This is a genomic window from Mesorhizobium sp. M6A.T.Cr.TU.014.01.1.1 (genome assembly GCF_004022765.1).
Lineage (GTDB): Bacteria > Pseudomonadota > Alphaproteobacteria > Rhizobiales > Rhizobiaceae > Mesorhizobium > Mesorhizobium mediterraneum.
Genome location: NZ_RZPG01000006.1, coordinates 183,132 through 203,409, shown reverse-complemented (window position 1 = coordinate 203,409; position 20,278 = coordinate 183,132). Strand labels below are relative to the sequence as shown.

At 61.6% G+C, this 20,278-nt stretch carries 11 protein-coding genes and 1 pseudogene; 7 read left to right on the top strand and 5 right to left on the bottom strand.

From position 1 onward, the window contains the following. Window positions 1-44: 44 nt before the first annotated feature. The gene (locus EN885_RS09260; protein ID WP_128241290.1) at window positions 45-1,061 is read right to left on the bottom strand and encodes a hypothetical protein; all 1,017 of its coding nucleotides are present in this window, start codon (window positions 1,059-1,061) and stop codon (window positions 45-47) included. A gap of 398 nt (window positions 1,062-1,459) precedes the next feature. Between EN885_RS09260 and EN885_RS09255 the strand changes: the two genes are divergently transcribed. The 3 genes from EN885_RS09255 to EN885_RS09245 are packed head-to-tail and all read left to right on the top strand — an operon-like array spanning window position 1,460 to window position 4,403. Next, on the top strand, window positions 1,460-2,728 hold the full coding sequence (locus EN885_RS09255) for an ADP-dependent glucokinase/phosphofructokinase (RefSeq protein ID WP_128241289.1): 1,269 nt from the start codon (window positions 1,460-1,462) through the stop codon (window positions 2,726-2,728). Window positions 2,729-2,740: 12 nt separating this feature from the next. Continuing rightward, window positions 2,741-3,514 (top strand): SDR family oxidoreductase, encoded by a 774-nt coding sequence (locus EN885_RS09250; RefSeq protein ID WP_095483647.1) that lies wholly within the window; start codon window positions 2,741-2,743, stop codon window positions 3,512-3,514. Between the two features lie 55 nt (window positions 3,515-3,569). Continuing rightward, window positions 3,570-4,403 (top strand): DeoR/GlpR family DNA-binding transcription regulator, encoded by an 834-nt coding sequence (locus tag EN885_RS09245; protein ID WP_128241288.1) that lies wholly within the window; start codon window positions 3,570-3,572, stop codon window positions 4,401-4,403. Window positions 4,404-4,744: 341 nt separating this feature from the next. On the opposite strand, the gene EN885_RS09240 is transcribed toward EN885_RS09245, so the two are convergent. The 4 genes from EN885_RS09240 to EN885_RS09225 all read right to left on the bottom strand — a co-directional run bounded on the left by EN885_RS09240 (window position 4,745) and on the right by EN885_RS09225 (window position 14,783). Next, window positions 4,745-5,803: an alpha/beta fold hydrolase gene (locus tag EN885_RS09240; protein WP_128241287.1), complete on the bottom strand. Its 1,059-nt coding sequence runs from the start codon at window positions 5,801-5,803 to the stop codon at window positions 4,745-4,747. A 184-nt stretch (window positions 5,804-5,987) separates the two neighbouring features. Beyond that, a complete protein-coding gene (locus tag EN885_RS09235) occupies window positions 5,988-7,682 on the bottom strand; it encodes an AMP-binding protein (protein ID WP_128241286.1) in 1,695 nt (564 codons plus the stop codon). Then, a complete protein-coding gene (locus tag EN885_RS09230; RefSeq protein ID WP_128241285.1) occupies window positions 7,675-14,001 on the bottom strand; it encodes a non-ribosomal peptide synthetase in 6,327 nt (2,108 codons plus the stop codon). The genes EN885_RS09235 and EN885_RS09230 overlap by 8 nt, the downstream gene beginning before the upstream one ends. Before the next feature lie 80 nt (window positions 14,002-14,081). Next, the gene (locus tag EN885_RS09225) at window positions 14,082-14,783 is read right to left on the bottom strand and encodes a 4'-phosphopantetheinyl transferase superfamily protein (RefSeq protein WP_164897809.1); all 702 of its coding nucleotides are present in this window, start codon (window positions 14,781-14,783) and stop codon (window positions 14,082-14,084) included. Between the two features lie 147 nt (window positions 14,784-14,930). On the opposite strand from EN885_RS09225, the pseudogene EN885_RS34140 reads away from it, so the two are divergent. The 4 genes and pseudogenes from EN885_RS34140 to EN885_RS09205 form a co-directional block, all read left to right on the top strand. Continuing rightward, window positions 14,931-15,020: pseudogene (locus EN885_RS34140) on the top strand (ABC transporter ATP-binding protein); the annotation flags it as partial. A 154-nt stretch (window positions 15,021-15,174) separates the two neighbouring features. Further along, window positions 15,175-16,155, top strand: coding sequence for a helix-turn-helix domain-containing protein (locus tag EN885_RS09215; RefSeq protein WP_128241283.1), 981 nt, complete (start codon window positions 15,175-15,177; stop codon window positions 16,153-16,155). 102 nt (window positions 16,156-16,257) lie between these two features. Next, window positions 16,258-18,285 (top strand): hydantoinase/oxoprolinase family protein, encoded by a 2,028-nt coding sequence (locus EN885_RS09210; protein ID WP_128241282.1) that lies wholly within the window; start codon window positions 16,258-16,260, stop codon window positions 18,283-18,285. 3 nt (window positions 18,286-18,288) lie between these two features. Further along, window positions 18,289-20,256 (top strand): hydantoinase B/oxoprolinase family protein, encoded by a 1,968-nt coding sequence (locus EN885_RS09205; protein ID WP_128241281.1) that lies wholly within the window; start codon window positions 18,289-18,291, stop codon window positions 20,254-20,256. Window positions 20,257-20,278: the final 22 nt, after the last annotated feature.

Sequence of the window (20,278 nt, the reverse complement as noted above, 5' to 3'; positions counted from 1 at the left end):
CCTAACCGACAGCGTTTTGCATGCGCCGCTCACCAGTTCCGGCGTCAGGCGGCCTTGGCGGCTGCGACCGTCAACACGTCTTCCGTGATCACCCGGTCCTCCGCGAGCGGGCGGTTTGGCGTCAGGCCGAGCTTCTGCAGGTCGCCGTGATAGGCGCGCACGGCTTCCTCCGGGCCAATTGTGCCGTCAGCAACCGCCCGCATCAAAACGATGAGGTGAAGCGGCGCCTCGGCGAGGTTGATCTTGCGGCCGAAGAGCGCCAGGCGAGCGCCATAGCGCTGCGACTGGGCGACGAGCTCGAACGTGTCGCGGGTGGTGCCAGCCCCGCCGCCGAGCACGCCGACGATCAACTCGGAATCGAAATTGGCGAGTTCTTCCATCGCCTTCGGCCCGTTATACGGTGTCTTCAGGAACAGCGGACGCTCGGCCTTCGGCACGCTCGCCAATGACTTGATGATGTTGTCGTTGACGAATTCGCCGATTTGCTCGCTGCTGAGACCGATATCGACGCTTGGATTGAAGACCTCGTAGAAATATTTGAAGTTGGTCCGAGCCGCCTCGGCGCGGAACTCGGCAAAGGCATTCAACGTGCGGATGTCGAGTTCGACATCGTTGCTGAAGGAAACTGAATAGAGAGCAAGGTCCGTGCCGCGCGTCGGATAGTTGGCGATAGCGCGCGAAAGATTGGCATCGCGGAATGGCGCCGACGGCTTCTGGGTATAGACGCCGTGACGCACGGCGCCCCAGCACATCGTTTCCAGATTGCCGCGGATCGCCGGTTTCATCTCACTGCCGAAGAAAGCGCCACGCTCGTCGAGAAGATCAAGGTTGGACTGCGACACCAGCATGATGTCGACGATGTCCTGTTTGATGATCTCCTCGATCTGGGCGATGAACTCCTGGCGGCTACGGCGGCGCGGCGGCTTGACCGAATAGTCGAAGCCTGTAGCGGTCACGCCGGCGCCAACGTCGCTGTCCTTGGCATCGGCAATGACGAAATCGGTCGGCTTGTAGCGGCCGGCGCGAATGTTTGCCAGCTTCCTGTCGAGTCTCGTGACCATAGTTGTTCCTCGGTGGACATTTTGGGCGGCTCTGTTGCCGCGCTCTTGCTTCGCCGTTCCAACGTCATAGGCAGATATTTCTCACAATCTGTCAATAGCTACCTAAATCTTTCTAATTTGCGTGATGAGGGCACGTGGCGGCGCGCCAATCTCATTCATCTGCCATAAGTTAGGATTTGCCTAGAATTAACACATTGTTTTCATTATAAAATATTCAGAAGCCCCAACGAATGGCGCACTCTGAGCATTTGCACGAATTGCGTGCTGCGATGCCCCATGAGCGGCTCCGCAACGCCATTTCTGCGCAATTCCGGCGCGAAACTACAGAATTGCATTGACGCTGTGGAAGATAATGATAGCAATTGGCAGTGTCGGCAGAGGTGAGGAGGAGCGCGGCCGTGAGGGATGGTTTCGTCGCATCGTGCGCAGAACGCTATCGCGCCCTGATCGATCCGCGGTCCGGTTCGCTTGGCGCGGATGCCCTTTCGTGGGCGGGCCTGTTCCTGTGCGGCATCAGCGCATGCATCGATGCGCGGGTCGAGATGCACGACATGCAGCCGCTTCTGGGCGCACCGAACGGCAGCCCTGCGGCGCAACTCGCCGATCTTCTTCTTTCGCGTGCCGCGCGCGGGGTGGGCGGCGAGGTGCGGTTCGACTGGCCGGAAGGCCCGGCGTGGCTGCGCGAGCGCTTGCCGCTGCGCTATGCACTGGGCGGAACCGGTCCTCAGGCGGCTTGGGTGCTAGGGCAACTTGGGGTCCGCTCCCTGGTCGCCATCGAGGATCGTCACGCGGCAATGCTGCGGTTGATACCGGCCGGCGTTCTGCTGGCGGAAAGCGGGACGCTCAAGACGCCGGATGCAGTGTCCCCGGCTGGTCCGCACATCCCGGAAATCTTCATCTTCGAATTCACCGCCGGCCGCGCGATCGGCGCCGTCGTGCCGACCCGCTCCTCACGTGTCATCGTGCGCTTCTGCGACCGCGGAATTCAGCATGACCAGGATTTCGAGACCATGTCGCGCCGGCTGGCGCCGTCAGCCGCAGCCGGGCTTCTTGCCGGGCTGAACGACGAGGCGGTGGAGAATGTCGGCGCCGCCAGCCGGCACGTCTTCGCTCTCAGCCGCGACTGGAAGGCAGCCGGCCTCAAGACGATCCATTTCGAGCTGGCGGGCTATGCCACGCAGCAGGCAGTCGAGGAGCTTTTTTCCCATTCCCGCGGTGCGATCACCTCGCTCGGAATGAGCCATTCCGAACTGCTCGCCATGAGCCCGTCCGCCCACCATCCCATGGAGGCTCTTGTGGCGCTAGGCGAGCGTCTCGATCTCGAGCGGGTGTGCGTGCATGCCGATACATGGGCCGCCGCCGCAACCTTGAACGATCCAAAGGAAGAGGAACGCGCACTGATGGCAGGCTGCGCTATCGCCAGCGCCAGGGCGGCGAATGGAGAACCCGCGCGAACCATCGCGATCGCACCGACGGCCGAATTCCATCCACTTCCTTTCGAAACGCCCGTCCGCAAGGGACGCTGGACCTTCGTTGCCTGCGCTTCTCCCTACTTGGAGAAGCCAGTGACGACGCTCGGCCTGGGTGACAGCTTCACCGCAGGCTGTCTGCTCATCCTCGGACAACACCGCCACGCCGACGCCGGTCCCGCACTCCAACGCGCCTGAAGGACAAATTCCATGTTTCTCGAACGGTTCCGACTTGACGGTAAAACTGCCTTCATCACCGGCGGCGGCCGCGGCATCGGCCTGTCGACGGCCGAAGCGCTCGCGGAGGCTGGCGCACGGGTTACCATATCGGACATGGATCCTCAGGTGTTGGAGGCGGGGCGTGACGAGCTAAAGCGGAAGGGCCACCAGGTCGAAGCGGTACAGCTCGACGTAACCGATTCCAAGGCCGTTGCCGCAGCCGCTCGATCTGCCAATGAGCGTCACGGCGCGGTCGATATCCTGATCGCCAATGCGGGGATCGCCTGGCCCGACACAGGCGGGGAGGATATGAGCGACGACGTATGGCTGAAGGTGATCGACGTCGACCTGAATGGCGCCTATTGGTCATGCCGGGAATTCGCAAGACCCATGCTCGAACGTGGCCGTGGCGCGATCGTCACGCTGGGTTCCATGTCCGGATTGATTTCCAACAAGCCGCAGCGTCAGGTGCACTACAACACCGCAAAGGCCGCCGTTCACCACATGACACGCAGCCTTGCCGGAGAATGGGCCGAGCGCGGCGTGAGGATAAACTGTGTCGCGCCGACCTATGTCGATACTGTCATGTCGCGCGGCGGCTTCACTGACAACAAGCTGATGCCGGTGTGGATGGAGATGACGCCGATGAAGCGCGTTGCGCGCCCCGACGAGATTGCCGCTTCCATCCTCTTCCTTGCCTCGGATGCTGCGAGCGCTATGACCGGCGCGGTTGTGGTTGTGGATTGCGGCTATACGATTTGGTAGAGATTGAACGATCTGGCCTGAAATCCGTCGCCGTCGGCTACCGAGCGGGTGAAGCATGGACTCTCCAAGCAGACGCGTCGAGATGCTTCCCGCCAAGCGGCGGGCTCTCATCCTGGAGCACCTGCGGGTCAGCGGGGCGGCCAGCATCCAGGAGCTCGCCGACACGATTGGCGGATCGCAATCAACGGTAAGGCGCGATCTCGAACACCTGGTGGAAAAGGGGTATCTCGAACGCACCCACGGTGGCGCACATTTGCTGCAGCCGATGCGCGCCACCTTCGAACGCGAGATGACCGTCAATGCGGAACTGCAGCACGCCGAGAAGGTAGCGATCGGGCGCGAGGCCGCGCAGCGCCTGAGTGCTCGCGACAGCGTCATCTTCGACAGTTCCTCGACCGTCATGGAGGTGGTGCGCGCCGCCGCCGAGCGGGATTTGCCGCTGACCGTGGTGACGAACAGTCTCCAGATCGCCGATTTCGCGGCCGACATCAAATCCTGGCGCATCATCCTGCCGGGCGGCACTGTCCGTCCTGGCTATCGGCACCTTGCCGGTGAGCCGGGCGAGAGTTTCATCAGAACGCTTCATGCCGACCTCTGCATGACCGGCGCTTCGGCCGTCACGGGCACGCTGCTGACGGAAACCTCGCTCGAGGTGGCGTCGCTCAAGCGCGCCATGATCTCTTCCGCCCGCAAGACGATCCTGCTCGTCGACAGCTCGAAGTTCACCGCACCTGGTTTCTGCACGCTTTCGGATATTTCCGAAATCGACGAGGTGATCACCGACGAGGGCATTTCCCAGGACGCACTTTCGTCCTTGCGCTCCGCTGAGCGAAAAGTGACGGTGGTTAACGCCAGCTCTTTGCCGGCTTCAGGGCGTTCCAAATTGTGATGGCCTGACGACGGGACGCTCGGTTGATTCGAGTGCATCCGACGCGGCAAAGTGAGCGTTGGCGGTCGCGACCTGTTCGCTGCAGGCAGGAATTTCGTTGTCCCGTAGAGTGCGCCTCGCCGCGCGCAGGCGTAAGTTGCATGTCGATTGGCACATTGAAACGACGCGGGAAATTCGCCGCGCTTCTCCATCTCGTAGTTGTTGAGGCTTGAAATGGCGCTGGTCGGTTTCCACACCGTCGCCGGGCAGCTGCAGCCCGTCTCGCGGACCTTCGAATCCTTCCATCCTTTCATCGGGAAGGCTTGTCATCGGGAAGGCTTGGGCGCTGATCCCCCGCGATGCTATAGCGAGGCGGGTTCGCGCATCACGGCAACATCTCTGGCCGCGAGGAATGCGATGATCTCGTCGTCGATCGCCTCCATGTTGGCTTCGCGAAACTTGTCGTGCGTGCCCGGGACGACAACGGTTTTTATCCTGGTTTTTTCAGACGCCCAGCCCCTGTATTGCTCCACCGTTGCGGCGCTCCATTCCGAACTGGCGAGAACCAGGATATCGCAGGGGTAAGACGAAGGCGAGAATCCGGCAGCGGCGCGGACGAGGGCGCTCTTGAATGCTTTCTGCCGGGTGTGACGCCCGATGCGCGTTTGTCCCAGCCCAGCGGCATGCAAGCCGTCGCGAAGCAGGCGCCAATAGACGACCTTGCGCGTGATCTGGCGCCGCCTGCTGGCGGTCATGCGGTCGTCCGGTATCGGCTTCAGCCAGGCCGAACCGAGCGGCGGCGGATCGATGAGCAGCAGCGCAGGCCGCTCGCCAGTCACTTCATAGGTGAGGCGCCCGACCTCGATCGCAAGCAAACCGCCAAGGCAGATGCCGCCGATTATATGTGGGTGTCGGCCTGTCACTGAGGTCAGGCCTTCAAAATAGTTGGCGCTTATTTCGTCCAGATTGGAATACGGTGTTTCGCCGGGCTCAAGACCCATGCCGCGCACGGCCATCACCGCGTATTTCTCCTTGAGGCGCTTTCCGAAGCGATTGGCGAACAGCGCCGATCCCGAAATGCCGTGGATCATTGCGATCGGCTCATGGCCGGAACCGCCGGATACCGGCACAATGAGTTGCCGTGCGGGGTGGGTTGGCGTCAAGGACGCGACCAGCCTGCCAAATTCACGCGGCGTCGGCGCCGCCAGCAGGACCGAAGTCTGGAGCTTGATGCCGAACCGGTTTTGGACGGCAAGAACGAGAGTTTCGGCGGTCAGCGAATCGCCCCCGAGATCGAAGAAACTATCGTCGATGTCCGCGGTCGGAATTTGCAGTTCCGTGGCGAAGATGCCGGCAATAACATGCGCGGGACCGTCGCTCGGTATCGCACGGATAGGCTGGATAATTGGCCGCACGTTCATCGGCAAGCCCCCTGGATCGATGATCGTCCGCCTTTTGGGAAGCGTGGCGGTACATCGAATGCTTGCGTGCTTTTAACTCACAGCCTGTGCGGCTAACAAGGACTCATCGCAGCGACCAAGCGGGCGCTGTTCCTTTGATCGAGAGACGTAGCAGGTATGCCGATCCTGAATGGTCGCTCGCCTTTCACCGAATACCAGCCCAGGCAAAAAGCCCTTTCCATCTCTTGATCAGTTTTGCAGTTGGCCCGTTCACTTTCCTGTCGGACGATTGCGCGGTCTGGCCGTTGTTGGTGGGGCCACTAGGTGCCTGCAAATATTGCTGCAGAAGCAGCCTGTCTATCTTGCCGGTTGGCGTCAGCGGCAACGACTCGATCGCGTGGATTCGGCCCGGAATTTTCCACTGTGGGAGGATCGACCTCAAGCTGGCCCTTAATGCGTCAGTCTGAAACAAGGCTCCCTGTTTTATCACGACGAAGGCGGCAAGGGAGTGCGTATCCTGGCGAAGTTCGGTGATGACCGCGACTTCATTCACCATTGGAAGCAGCAGGAAAGCCTGCTCGATTTCCCGCGTTTCAACGCGATACCCGCGAATCTTGACCTGGTCGTCGCGCCGTCCGAGGAATTCAAGACCGTTGCTCGATAAACGCCCGATATCGCCGGTGTGAAACACACGCTGATCGGGAAAATTGAGGTCGGTGCCGAAATGCTTTGCCGTTTCGGACGCCTGCCGCCAATAACCGTCTGCCAGGAAAGCGCTGCGGACGACGAGTTCGCCGACGCCTCCCTGTTCGACCGGCTGGCCATCTTCATCGACGACCAGGAGAGACTTGTCTGCGACTGGTCGCGGCGCCGGTACCGTGCCTGGCGCGAGCAACTCGCCCGGAGCTACCGAAGCCACCGCGATGTGACCGGCTTCGGTGGAAGAGAAGCGATGGCGCAAGGCACAGGACGTCGCGAAGTGATGGCGCCATTGCTCGACGTCCGAGGCAACGACCGTTTGACCCGCCAGCGCCACCAAGCGTACCGATGGATGCAGGCCCGAGCCCGCGAGCATCGACAGATACTTGCGAAACAACATCACCGGAGGGTGCAGTAAGGTTACGCGACGCTTATCAATCCACGCCCCGAGACCACCGAGACCACCCGATGCAGCATCGTAGAGTTCCAGCGTGGCTCCGTTGAGAAGCGCGCCGAAGACGTCCGCCTCCGATGAGGCGAAACTGCAATATGTCAGGAGGGACTGCCGGTCTGTGGAGTTCACCCCGTCATACCGGGCACAAAGCCAGGCCCGATGCAGCACGGTGCGATGGCTTTTCACGACCCCTTTCGGCCGCCCGGTGCTTCCAGAGGTGTAGAAGATTGCGGCCGGGTCACCCGGGTCCATCGGAATATGCAACGCATCAGCCGAATAACGCGCGTCGATGTCCTCAAGCAGGAGAACCCGCCTGTGGTCATCGACAAGGTCATGCGCGGCAGGCGCGTGAGACGCATCGGTAAGCAGCAGATCCGGCGCCGCATCGCTGAGTATGTCGCGCTGTGCTGCAAGCGGCATACCAGGATGGACGCAAAGGAATGCCTTTGCCGCCTTGAGCGCCGTCAGCGCGCAGATCACCATGTCCGGCGAATGGTCGACAAGATAGGCGACGCATCCGCGCCCGGGCTGCGTGTGCTCGAGGATTGCCCGGGCCAGCTGATTGGAGCGTCGTTCAACGTCGTCGTATGTCCATCGATGCCGGTCGCCGCCAATCGCCACGTGCGAGCCATACCTGCGGACCACTGTGTCGAAACGCGCCGGGATGGTCTGCTCCAGCTCGGCCCGGTCGAACGCCATCATGCGACCATTCAGATCGGGCGCGGGATCGTGCAAGTGTTCAGCCATGGCCCTCTGCAAGCTGGTTTTCGGTCACGGCACTCAGTTCGGCGTCGAGCTTTGCCTTCCGTCCATAGGCGACGAGAGCCCTGTAAGTTGATGAGCGCAACCGCACACCTTCCCTCAGGCTCTCCTCGCGGGCGCGCAATTCCATTTCGCCGGGGATCAGGATTTCGGTGGCGCCTTCGGCACGTTCGCCGTTCCTGGTCTGCTCGATCAGGCGGTCGACGCGCTCGGTGAATTCCGACGCCGGCATGAATCGCTGTGGATCCAGCGCCATGAAGAAATGGCCGTAGTCGGGCGCCTGGGCGCTCTCGCGCAATCTGTCCTGATGGTGATCGCTGCCAAAACCCGCGCCGCTGAGCACGCCCGCAAGCACCTCCATCACCAGGGCCAGGCCATATCCCTTGTGTCCGCCGATCGGCACGCCAAGCCCTGCGGCGAGATCGCCGAGATCGGTCGAAGGGCGCCCCGACCGGTCGAGAATCCAGCCCGGCGGCAACGGACTGCCTTCCGCCACGGACAGGCCGATCTTGCCGCGAGGCGCGACGCTCATGGCGACGTCGAGAAGGATAGGGAAATGTCGCCCTGCCGGAATGCCGACACCGAGCGGATTGTTGCCGAATGTCGGCGTGACCCCGCCCGTCGGTGCCAGGATCAGCGGTCCGTTGGTCGTGCAGAGCCCGATGAGACCGTTCTTCGCTGCCTGCCAGACATAGTGGCCGGCGGCGCCGAAATGGTTGGAGCGGCGGACGCCGACAATTCCAACGCCGTGCCTGCCCGCCTTTTGAATGGCGAGGTCCATCGCCACCGTGCTGACCCACTGGCCCGGGCCGTTGTCGCCATCGATCCGCGCGATGGTGGTGGTCTCGTGCTCGATCCGTATTTGAGGATCGGCGTTGATCTTGCCCGAGGCAATCCGCACGGCATAACGCGGAATGCTGACCATGTCGTGCGTCGGCTGTCCGCGCAGGCTCGCCTCGAGTTGGACTTCCGCGACGATTTCCGCACCCTTGAGGCTCAATCCAGCCCGTGTCAGCGCTTCGCGACCGTAGGCGCGAAGGCTTTCAATCGTCACCAGAATTTTCCCGCCATTTCCGCTCGATGCCGGTGCAGCCGCGACGGTTGGCCCGATGTCATGCCGCGCCTGGGCGACTGCGCGAGCCAGATCGGTGATCGTCTGATGCTGATAGAGCTGACGCAGATCGACGTGCAGACCGGCCCTGCTGGCTTCGACAACAACATTGATGCTCAGGATGGAATTGCCGCCTAGGTCGAAGAAGTTGTCGTGTAGCCCAACCTCATCGAGCCGCAACACCTTTTTCCAGACCCCCGTCAGGATCGTCTCGTCATCGGTTGGCGCGACCACGCGCAGATCGACCCGGCTGGAGGGATGCGTCGCGACAGTTGACCGAGCCGTCTGCGCCTCCTTGGTGAGCAGTGCCCGTCGGTCGACTTTTCCGTTCGACGTGCGAGGCAAGCGCTGCAGCATGACGATGCGTTGCGGCAGCATGTATTCCGGGAGCTGCTGCTTCAGAAATTCGCGCAGGCGCCCGGACAGAGCAGGCACTGGCGCATCATGCTGCTCATTGGCCGCAACGAAGGCCACCAGACGTTTGCGATCGCCGATATTATCGTCTGCGGCAGCATCCTCCACCACGCCGACGACACATTCGCGCACGTCCTGGTGTGTGTGAATCGCAGCCTCGATCTCGCCCAGTTCGATACGGAAACCGCGAATCTTCACCTGTTCGTCGGCGCGGCCGAGAATTTCGATCGTCCCGTCAGGCCGGTATCGGGCCAGATCGCCGGTTCGATGGAGCCGCGCGCCGTCATGCGGGCTGAACGGATTTCGGACGAAGTTCTTCGCCGTATGCTCCGGATGATTGATGTAGCCGGCTCCTATACCGGCGCCGCCGACATACAAGTGACCGCCGATGCCAACCGGCACCGGGCGGCGGGACGTGTCCAGCACATAGGCCTGCGTATTGGCAATCGGCCGACCGATCGGGACGACCTTCGCCGCGCCGCCCTCGGCCGGGACGGGATAGATCATCACGATCCCTGTCGTCTCGGTCTGGCCGAACATATTGACGAATCTTGTCCCGGGTCTGCAGAGGTGCCGCCATTTTTCGATCAAGGCGCTGGGCAAGGGCTCGCTGGCTGAAAGCACGAGCCGTAGCTGATTGTCGAGCAAGCTTGCCCGCACGGGTTGATCGAGCGACATCAAGACCTGCAGGCAGACGGCCGAGAATGATGGAACAAGGTCCAGCACTGATACGCGCTGGTGGCGTACCATCTCGAACAGCAAATGCGGATCGCGGAGTTCCTCGGCAGAAGCAACGGCCACGGCCGCACCGCAGGAGAGCGGAACGGCAAACTGCCGTATCGAGGAGGAAAACGAGAACGAAGCCGTGTGCAGGTAGATGTCGTCCGGACGGATTGCGACAGCGCGGACCATCGCCTGCGCATAGTGGCCGACATTCGCCTGCGTGATCATCGCGCCTTTGGGTTTGCCTGTGGAGCCTGACGTGTAGATCACGTAGGCAAGCGCGTCGGACGCAGGGATGGTGCCAACGTTGTGACTGTCCTGCAGCGCTAGGGAAGCATGGCAGGCGTCGATGCAGATGGTTCGGGTGTGGTCGGAGCTGTCGATGGCCATCGACTGAAACGTGGAGGGGAATTTTGGCAGCAGCGATGTCTCGGTGATGAGCAAGCTCACGCCGGCGTCACGCAGCATAAAAGCAATACGTTCGGACGGATGTTCGGGGTCGAGGGGCAGAAACGCACCGCCGGCCTTCCACACCCCGAGCAGCACCGCCAGCATCTCGGCAGACCTCGGCAGGCAGATCGCTGTCAATGTCTCGCGGGCAACGCCGCGGCTGCGAAAATACCGCGCGAACCGGCTGGCTCGCTCGTTGAGCTCCCGATAAGTGAACTGCCGGTCCCCGCCCAGCACGGCTGTGGCATCAGGTGTTCGCTCGACCTGCGCCTCGAACAGCTGGACATAATCCTGCCCCAGCAATTCGCTGGCTTCGGTGTGGTTCCAGTCGATTTCGATCTGGCGGCGGTCGACCTCAGGCAACAGGGACAGTTCCGACAGTCTTTGCCCGGGATCGCTTCCTATGCTTTCGAGCAAGGTCTGGAAATGCCGTGCCAGCCGGTCGATCGTGGCCGGCTCGTACAGATCAGCGTTGAATTGCCAAGTCGCGGACATCCCTTCCGGGGTTTCCGACAGGTACAGAGTGAGGTCGAACTTCGCCGTCACCTTGTCGATGCGCACAGGTTGCGCTGAGAGACCTTGCGCGAGATCGAAGCAAGGTCCCGCCACGTGATCAGTTGCCGACTGAGCGGGCAAGACCGAGCCTGGCAACCCCGGGATGTTCTGAAACGCGAACATGACTTGGAACAATGGCGCGTGGCGGGGATCGCGCGGGATATTCAACTGTTCAACGATGCGCTCGAGAGGAACATCCTGGTGCGCGTAGGCGTCAAGCGCCGTCGACCGGACGCGGCCGAGCAATTCCAGGAATGATGGGTCGCCCGCAAGCGGCGTTCGCAAAACCAGCGTGTTGGCGAAGAACCCGATCAGCGGCTCCAACTCCTTGCTCGGGCGGTTTGCGATCGGCACGCCGACGGCGCAATCGTCTTGCCCGTTGTAGCGGTGGAGCAATGTCTTGAAGGCCGCCAGAAACGTCATGAACACGGTCGCGTTATGGCTTTGACCCAGCGCCTTCAGTCGATCCGTCGTTTGACGGTTGATCAGGGCCTGTATGGTGCCGCCGCGATAGGATTGAATGGCCGGGCGAGGGCGGTCCGTCGGAAGCGTGAAGGCCGGCGGCATCTGGTTGAGCTGCCGGATCCAGTAACCGGTCTGGCGCTCGAATTCGCCGGCCTCGACGCCGTGCTGCTGCCAGGCTGCGAAGTCGCCGTACTGAAGCGGCAAGTCGTCGAGCGGCGACGCCCTGTCGTCATGAAATGCTTCGTACAGTTGCCTCAACTCGGTGTAGAGGACGCCGATCGACCAGCCGTCGGAAACGATGTGGTGCATCGTCAGAAGCAGGACGTGCTCGTCGGATGTCAGCCGGATCAGCTTGGCGCGAAATAGGGGACCTTGCGCCAGGTCGAACGGTTCGCCAGCGTCCTGGCTGGCGAGGTGCCTTGCCTCGGCGGTTCGTGCGTCCGCCTTGTGGCCGGACAGATCAATCATCACCAGCCTGGTTTCCTGAAATTCGGAAACCACTTGCACTGGTCCGCCCTCGCGCATGTGAAAGGTCGTGCGCAGGATGTCGTGACGTCGGCGAATTTCGTCGAGGCACAGCGCCAATGCGCGCTCGTCGAGCGGGCCTGTCAGCCAGAGCGAGGCCGACATATTGTAGGCGCCGCCGGCACCCATCCGATCAAGAAAATAGACGCGCTTTTGCACGGAGGAGAGCCGTGCGAGCGTTCCTCCTTGCCGCCGGGGGATGTGTTTCGTGGCCTGCGTAGAAGTCGTCGATCCTTGCTCCAGTCGCGCTCTGCCATCCGCTACGAGATCGGCCATCTGCTCGCCGATGCGCTCCGAAAGTCGCGCAGTGGTCGGGCGTTCAAACATGCAATCGATCGGCAACGTAACCTGGAATATCTCCTGCAACCTGGCGAGAACCTGCATGGCGATAAGTGAATGACCGCCCAGGTCGAGGAAATCGTCATGAATGCCGGGCGGTTCGATTCCCAGAACTTCGGCAAAAACCGCCGCCACCCGGCGCTCAGTGGCGGTTCGGGCAATCACTTTGCCAGTCTGTGGCGGATCGCGTTGAGCCTCCTGTTGTTGCGGATCGAGCGTCAGGGCCAGATGTTTGCGATTGACCTTTCCGCTGGAATCGGCGGGGATCTCATCCACCACAACGATCCACTGCGGCACCTTCGAGCGTGCCAGCCGCTCGGCGACAAAGCCGCGGATCTGCTGAACCGGCGTAAATTGTTTCTGCCCCGCCTTGAGCACGACCGCTGCGGCGACCGTCTCGCCGAGCACCGGGTGGGGAACGCCAAAAACAACCGCCTGTCCGATCGCGGCATGCTGGAGCAGGATCTGCTCCACCAGCCGCGGCGAGATCTTTTCGCCGCCGTGATTGATGATATCCTTCAGGCGGCCGGTGACGAACAGATAACCTTCGGCATCGAGGTGGCCTATGTCGCCTGTCCGCAGCCAGCCATCGATGAAAGCGGCTTGGTTGTCAGTGCGATCATCATAATCGTGCATGACATTTGGGCCGCGAATGACCACCTCGCCACTCCCGCCGGGCGGCAACAGACGTCCGGCTTCATCCATAATGGCAATTTCTGGACCGGCAGCCTTGCCCACGGAGCCTGGCTTGCGTTCGAACGGCGGAAGGCGATTGCTCGCAATCTGCGGCGCCGCCTCGGTCATCCCGTAGGCTTCGACAAACGGTACGCCGAACGCGCTTTCGATATCCGCGATCAGCTGTGGCGGCATTGGCGCCGAAGCCGAGCGAATGAAGCGCAATCCGCTCTGGCGCGGGTCTTCGCGGCAGAGACGGATCTGATCGAGGATCGTGCGATGCATGGCCGGGGAAGCCGTATACCAGGTCGGCTTGAGGTCGCTGAGACAGCTAAAGAAGCGGTCGGCGGAAAAGCCCTCCACGCTGATGTAAGAGCCTCCGCATACCAGCGATGACAAAAGGCTGCTGATGCCATGGATATGAAACAGGGGCATCATGCCCAAGCACCGGTCGGTGTGCCGGAGATCCACCGCCGAGCAAATGTTGCGCGCCGAAACGCAAAGGTTTCGATGTGTCAGCGGTACCAGCTTGGGCCGCGCCGACGTGCCCGATGTGAACAAGAGCAGTGCGGCGTCGTCAGGCGCTGCCAACGGCTGGTCACCGCGATGCCCTCGACCAGCGGCTGTCAGCGAGAAGGTCCCGGCCGCCGCATCGGGCTGCGAAACGAGTTGCAGGATCCGTATGTTCAGGGACGCCGCCAAGGCGAGCAACGGCGATTCCCAGCCGTGCGGCACGATCAGGACTTGGGCACCTAGCGCGCTGAGCTGCGCTTCAAGCTCAGACGCGGGCCATGCCGGGTTCAGCGGAGCGCATGCCGCATTGGCTGCCACCGCCACGATCGCAACCGCTGCTTCCGCTCCTTCGGGCAGGATGAGCGCGACGCGGCCCGTTGGCCCGACAGCTTCCAGCGCCAGCTTTTCGCCGACATAGTGGATCTGGCGCCCCAGCCCTTCATAGGTGAGGGGTGGGCGTCCCGCGGCCAGAACGGCCACCGATTGCGGATTGTGTCCGGCATGCCGGTCCACATGGCCACGTATAGTGTCCATCAGATACCGCTCCGGGATCGAGGTTGATTAGGAATAGAGCCCATGCCGGGTTCACTGAGTGCTGGCTGGCTGCGTGGCTGTCAATGCGCAGAGACGTCAAAACACGAGAACAAGGTTCCATCGCTGTTGCCGAAGCGGCCTTCAAAGCAGCCATTGTCGGCCGCCGCCAGGCGGCTTGATCGAATGACCATGGCTTTGGCGTTCTCCACATCCAGTTCGATACGAACATCATGAAACGTCAAAAAGCCCCGGTTGAGCGGGAAATGCATTTTGTAGAAGGCTTCCTTTATCACGAACAGAAGCTTTGGCAGGTCGTAGCCTAGGCGCCCTTCGATCACGTCCCGCTCTTTCAATTCCGAAGCAAGCGACACCAGTTTTGTCAGGTCGTCGGAAAGCGGAGAATCTTCCTCGATGTCGATTCCGATGCCGAGGCAATCGGCGGACAATCCGACGGCGACAGCGCACAGGCTTCGGGTATGAGAGATTGAACCGACAATACCTGTCGGCCAGACCGGCGCCCGATCGTGTCCAATCGGGATGACGCTTTCAGGAATGCCCAGGCCCCGCAATGCCTGCCTTGCGTAAATGCGTCCGGCGCGAAACTCACGACGTCGCGCCGGCACGACATTGCCCAGAGACAGTTCTTCTTCGAGCAGCCAATCTCGATCTGCTGGTTTGAAATCGCCGCCCTCGATGACGATGCTATCCGCAACCAATTGTCGAATGGCTGCTATCAGGCGGGCTGGCGAAGAGTCGTCGCGGACTTTCGGTTCACCAGGCAATACCACTCCTTCACCGATCCAAACTGCTGCTGTCTTGCGTTGTAACAGAACGTCGACGAACCGGGCAACGCCAGGTTGCCCAGGGCGCCCGTTTAGCGGGGCCCGCCAAGGTGCGCGTCATCGTAGTGGATCGGTTATGACGCAATCGGCCTGTCGATGCTTTTCATCGCCCACGATCTTCGCGTGGCGTCGGTAATCGCCAGCCGCGTTGTCGTCATGCAAGGTGGAAAGATCGTGGCCGGGATGCTGCTCTCCACGCGAACCTGCCGAAAGCGAGCCAACTGCCAAACGACCACATAAGTTTATTCGTTTTTGACCAATACGCGCCGGCGAATTCCTGTAATCTTCAGAAAAACACCGGGACAACCGGGCCAAACAGAAAGGTCGGGGAATGAAATACGTCGTCGATACGATCGGCGGTCCCGCAGGCGGTGATGCCTGGCAAGCCGCTGTTACCGAAGCCTATTTTCCGCTCGACACCGAGTATCGGAACCGTCGTGAATTTTCAGGCACGCTGGAAACCTTCTCTCTCGGGCTCGTCAGCGTGTCTAAAATGCGCTGCGATGCTGTAAGCTATCGTCGCCATCGCCGCCACTTCCTCAACGAGCGTGACGCCAGCCTGCTCGTCACCATCCCGGAGATGTCGGAGGTGAATTTCTCGCAAGGATCGAGGACCGTCAATTGCGGTCCGGGGGGCTTCCTCCTTGAGAGGGGAGATGCGCCTTACGAATTCTGGCACGGCAAGCCAAACGCGCTGTGGGTCCTGAAGGTGCCGTCATCGAGCGTTCGGGCACGGATCGGATCTGCCGAACGGCTCAGTGCACTCAGTTTTGACGCTACCCAAGGCATCGCCGCGCTCTTTCTCGACACGGTGCGAACCACGATCGGCCATGTCGATGAGATCACTGAAGTCGCTCGTGAGATGATGGGCAGGCACATCCTGGAAATGCTGTGCCTGTCGATCGTGAGTGACGATCGCGTGCTGGACAGCAGCATCTCGTCGATCCGGGCCGGCCATTTGCATCGCGCCGAGCAGTATATTCGCGACAACCTGAAGAATTCCGGCCTCGGCCCGCAGGCTGTGGCTGATGCCTGCGGCATCTCCCTGCGTTACCTGCAGGTTCTGTTTCAAGACAGCAACCAGTCGATCAACGGCTTCATCCGCGACGCCCGGCTTGAGCTTTGCTCCGAGGAGCTGATGTCAGTGACCAACATCAGCACCGTTGCCGAGATCGCTTACCGCTGGGGCTTTGCCGACCAGTCTCAGTTCTGCAAGCACTACCGGACGCGATTCGGCTGCGCACCGACGGATACCCGTCGCGAAGCAGCGAACCGGGCAGGCCGCGCTTCGACCTCAAGACAGCGGCACTAGACCCGACGAAATCCGGGCCAATTCCACCATTTGTTACGACGTCACCCGGCAAGGGCGGCGAAAGCCGGGCTTTGCCCGCAAAGACCCTACGAAGGAACTGTCATGAGCCGAATAAGAGTTGCCGTCGATGTCGGAGGGACCTTCACCGACATCTGTATCATGGATGAAGACAGCGGCGCGATCCGCATCGAGAAGACCGCCTCCACGCCTGACGATCCCATGCAGGCCATCATGAATGGCGTGGAGCAGGGCCGCATCGATCTTTCCGAGGTGACGATGTTCTCTCATGGCACGACGGTTGCCACCAATGCGCTGATCACCCGCCGCCTGCCACGCACCGCAATGGTCTGCACCGAGGGTTTCCGTGACGTTGTCGAGATCCGTCGCGCCAACAAGGAAGACCTCTGGGACACCTACAAGGATGTCGCCAAGCCCTATATCCCGCGCCGCGACCGGCTGACAGTCCGGGAACGGGTCAGTGCCGAGGGCACGATCCTGGAAGCGCTGGACGAAGAGGCTGCGCGCCGCGTCGCGGAAATTCTCGTGAAACGGCAGGTCAAGTCCATAGCCGTCTGCTTCATGAACTCCTATGTCAACGGCGCCAATGAGCGCCGCATGCGTGAGATCCTGAAGGAAGCCATGCCGGATCTGCCGGTCTCGATCTCCTCGGAAGTGATGCCGGAAATCTTCGAGCACGAGCGTTTTTCCACCACCATGGCGAACGCCGTCTGCGCCCCGGTCGTCGTCGACTACGTGTCGCGTCTCGGAGAAAAGCTTGCCGCGGCCGGATACAAGCGAGATCTCCTGTTGCTGCACAGCGGTGGCGGGGTCATGACACCCGCAAGCGTCAGGGATTTCTCAGCTCGGCTCGCAGGATCGGGCATCGCTGCCGGCGCGATCGCAAGCCGCTTCATCGGAAATCTCTGTGGCTTCCCGAACTCGATCGGCTTCGACATGGGCGGTACCAGCACCGACGTCTCGCTCGCATGGAACGGGGAGTCGCGCATCACAAAAGACTGGTACATCGAATTCGGATATCCGATCCGCTTCCCCTCCATCGAGGTGCTGACCATCGGTGCAGGCGGCGGGTCGTTGGCATGGCAGGACGAAGGCGGCAGCTTACGCAACGGACCGCAGTCTGCCGGCGCTTTTCCAGGTCCGGCCTGCTACAAGAATGGCAACCGCACTGCCACCAACACCGACGCCAATGTCGTGCTCGGCCGTCTCGGCACCAGCCTTGCGGGCGGCAAGATCACGCTCGACCCCGCCTTGGCCGCCCAGGCGGTGCAGGAGACGGTGGCGGCACCCTTCGGCATGGAAATCCACAAAGCGGCCGAGGCGATCATCGCCGTCGCCAACGCCAATATGGGCAATGCCGTCCGGCTTCTCTCCATCAGCCGAGGCTATGACCCGCGCGACTTTGCGCTCGTCGCATTCGGCGGTGCAGGCGCCTTGCACGGAGCTGCCGTGGCGAAGGAGCTTTCGATTCCAACCGTGATCGTGCCGCCCAATCCCGGCGTCACCTCCGCGCTCGGTTGCCTTCTCGTCGACGTGCAGCACGATTTCTCCGAAAGCTTCATGGCCGATGCTTCGACGGTCTCGCCCGCCGAGATGCAGACAGCCTTTGTTCTGATGGAAGAACAGGCCGTTGAGCGTCTGACCCATGAGGGCGTGGCGCGGGAAGACATGGCGCTGCAGCGCACGGTCGAGATGATGTACCAGGGACAGTGGCGCTCGCTTGCGGTGTCAGCGCCGGCGCGGATCGAGAGCATCTGCTCGCTGATCGAGGCATTCCACAACGAGCACGAACGCGAGTTCAACTACCGCCGCGAAGAGGCGCCGGTGTCGATCTTCCGCATCGCGGTCAAGGCGATCGGCATCGTTCCGAAAGCCGAGATTCCGCGGCACGAAGTCTCGCCGCATGAGCCAGATCCGGTCGGCCGCCGCAGCGTCTGGTTCGACGGCGCATCCCATGACGCGGCCGTGTATGAGCGTGAGCAACTCAGCGCCGGCGCTGCCTTCACAGGGCCCGCCATTGTCGAACAGTTCGATTCCACCACCGTGGTTCCGCCGGGAATGAGCGCGACCGTCGATGGCTTCCTGAACATTCTCATCGTGACGAAAGGCTGAGACATGACAAAGCTGATTGAAACGAGCCCTGGCCTCGATCCGGTAACGTTCGAGGTGCTGAAGAACTCCTTCATCACCACTGTCGACCAGATGGCCGAACAGATGCTTCGCACCTGCTATTCCTTCGTCATCTACAACCGAGACTTTTCGAACGCCCTGCACGACGCCGATGGCAACTCAGTCGCCCAGGGCAACTATGACATCGCGGTCCATGTCGGCACGCTTCACAACACGTGCAAGGAGGTGATCCGAGTCTTCGAAGGCGATATGGCACCCGGCGACGTCTACGCAATCAACGATCCTTATGCCGGCGGTACGCATTTCAGCGATGTTCGGCTCGTCCGGCCGATCTTCGACGAAGACAAACTGATCGGCTTCTCCCAGTCGAACGGACACTGGTCGGATCTCGGCGGCTCGGTGCCGGGTTCCTTCGACGTCACCGCCCGAGACATGTTCCGCGAAGGCCTGCGGATCACGCCGTTGCGCCTTTTCCAGCGCGGCCGCTTCTGCTCCGACGTTGCCAACATGATTGCGGCCAACACGCGCGATCCGGCATCGATCATTGGCGACATCCATTCCCAGGCGCAGGCGACGCAGGCTGCCGAACGCGAGCTGTTGCGGCTGGTCAAGAAGTACGGGCGCGGCCAGGTCATGCGCGGTATGGAGGAGGTTCAGGACTACGTCGAACGTGCCGTGCGAAAGCGTCTCGCGGAGCTGCCCGACGGCACCTGGGAGACGGTCGACTACATCGACCGGGATCTCGGTGCCGGCGAAGGCATGATCCCGATCCGCATCAAGATGACGATCAAGGGCGACACGATCCACTACGATTTTACGGGAAGCCATTCGACCATTGCCTCGATGTACAATTCCGCGCCGGGCGCGACCTTCTCGGCCGTGGTCGCCGGCATGAAGACCTTCTTCCCGGACCTTCCACTCAACAGTGGGTTTTACCGGATGATCGAGGTGACCGCGCCAAAGAACAGCATCGTCAGCGCGGAATGGCCGGTGGCGGTGACCGGGTTCCTGATGCCGTTCGAAAAGATCATGAACGCGATCTTCGAGATGTGGTCGAAGATCATGCCCGAACGCGCTATCGCCTGCGCCTTCAACCTCGAATATCTGCTGGCCGGGGGACGGGACGCGCGCAAACCCGAAAAGCCGATCTTCATGTTCTACGAATGGCTGCCCGGTGGCTGGGGCGGGCGCAACGGCAAGGATGGTGCAGATGTCACCACCGCCTGCTTCGGAACCGGGCTGATGTCGCAACCCAACGAAGGCAACGAGCGGGTGAACCCGACTCGGACGGTCGAGTTCCAGATCAAGCAGGATTCAGCCGGGCCCGGCACATGGCGGGGCGGCGTCGGCGTGCAGAAAACCTCGTTGTTGCTTGAGGCTGAAAATGCCGTCATGTCCTATATTTGCGACCGCGAGCGCGCTGTCGTCTGGGGTGTCGAAGGAGGCCTGCCGTCGATGCCACACGGCTTGACCATGAAGCGCGCGGGAGAAGAGACCGAGATCTGGCTCGGCTCCGTGTTCTCCGATTACTCCGTCCACACAGGCGACCAATTCGCTCGTCCGACGGCCGGCGGCGGCGGTTTCGGCGATCCACTGGAGCGCGAGCCCCGCAAGGTGATGGAGGACGTGATCGACGACTACGTTTCTCTGGAGCGCGCCAAGATTGACTACGGCGTGGTGATCCGCGAAATCGACCGCGACCTGTGCCAGTACGAAATCGACGATATGGCTACCGAAGCCTGCCGTGCCGACATCCGGGCGAAACGGAAGGACTGGGCACGCATGGATCCTGAGGAGGTCGCGCGCAAATACCGCTCCGGCGAGATCGATACGCTCGATGCGGTTCGGCACTATGCCGTGATCCTCGATTGGGAGACTGGCGAACTCCTTCCCAAAACCACCGCCCAGTTCCGTGAGAGCTTTGAGAAACGGACGGTCAGTCACTGGGCCTGAGCGCTAGAGAGCGCGACCCAAA

Bases quoted from the DNA above. Each gene is read 5' to 3' on its own strand.
- EN885_RS09260 (WP_128241290.1), bottom strand. From the start codon at position 1,061: ATGGTCACGAGACTCGACAGGAAGCTGGCAAACATTCGCGCCGGCCGC.
- EN885_RS09250 (WP_095483647.1), top strand. From the start codon at position 2,741: ATGTTTCTCGAACGGTTCCGACTTGACGGTAAAACTGCCTTCATCACC.
- EN885_RS09245 (WP_128241288.1), top strand. From the start codon at position 3,570: ATGGACTCTCCAAGCAGACGCGTCGAGATGCTTCCCGCCAAGCGGCGG.
- EN885_RS09240 (WP_128241287.1), bottom strand. From the start codon at position 5,803: ATGAACGTGCGGCCAATTATCCAGCCTATCCGTGCGATACCGAGCGAC.
- EN885_RS09235 (WP_128241286.1), bottom strand. From the start codon at position 7,682: ATGGCTGAACACTTGCACGATCCCGCGCCCGATCTGAATGGTCGCATG.
- EN885_RS09230 (WP_128241285.1), bottom strand. From the start codon at position 14,001: ATGGACACTATACGTGGCCATGTGGACCGGCATGCCGGACACAATCCG.
- EN885_RS09215 (WP_128241283.1), top strand. From the start codon at position 15,175: ATGAAATACGTCGTCGATACGATCGGCGGTCCCGCAGGCGGTGATGCC.
- EN885_RS09210 (WP_128241282.1), top strand. From the start codon at position 16,258: ATGAGCCGAATAAGAGTTGCCGTCGATGTCGGAGGGACCTTCACCGAC.
- EN885_RS09205 (WP_128241281.1), top strand. From the start codon at position 18,289: ATGACAAAGCTGATTGAAACGAGCCCTGGCCTCGATCCGGTAACGTTC.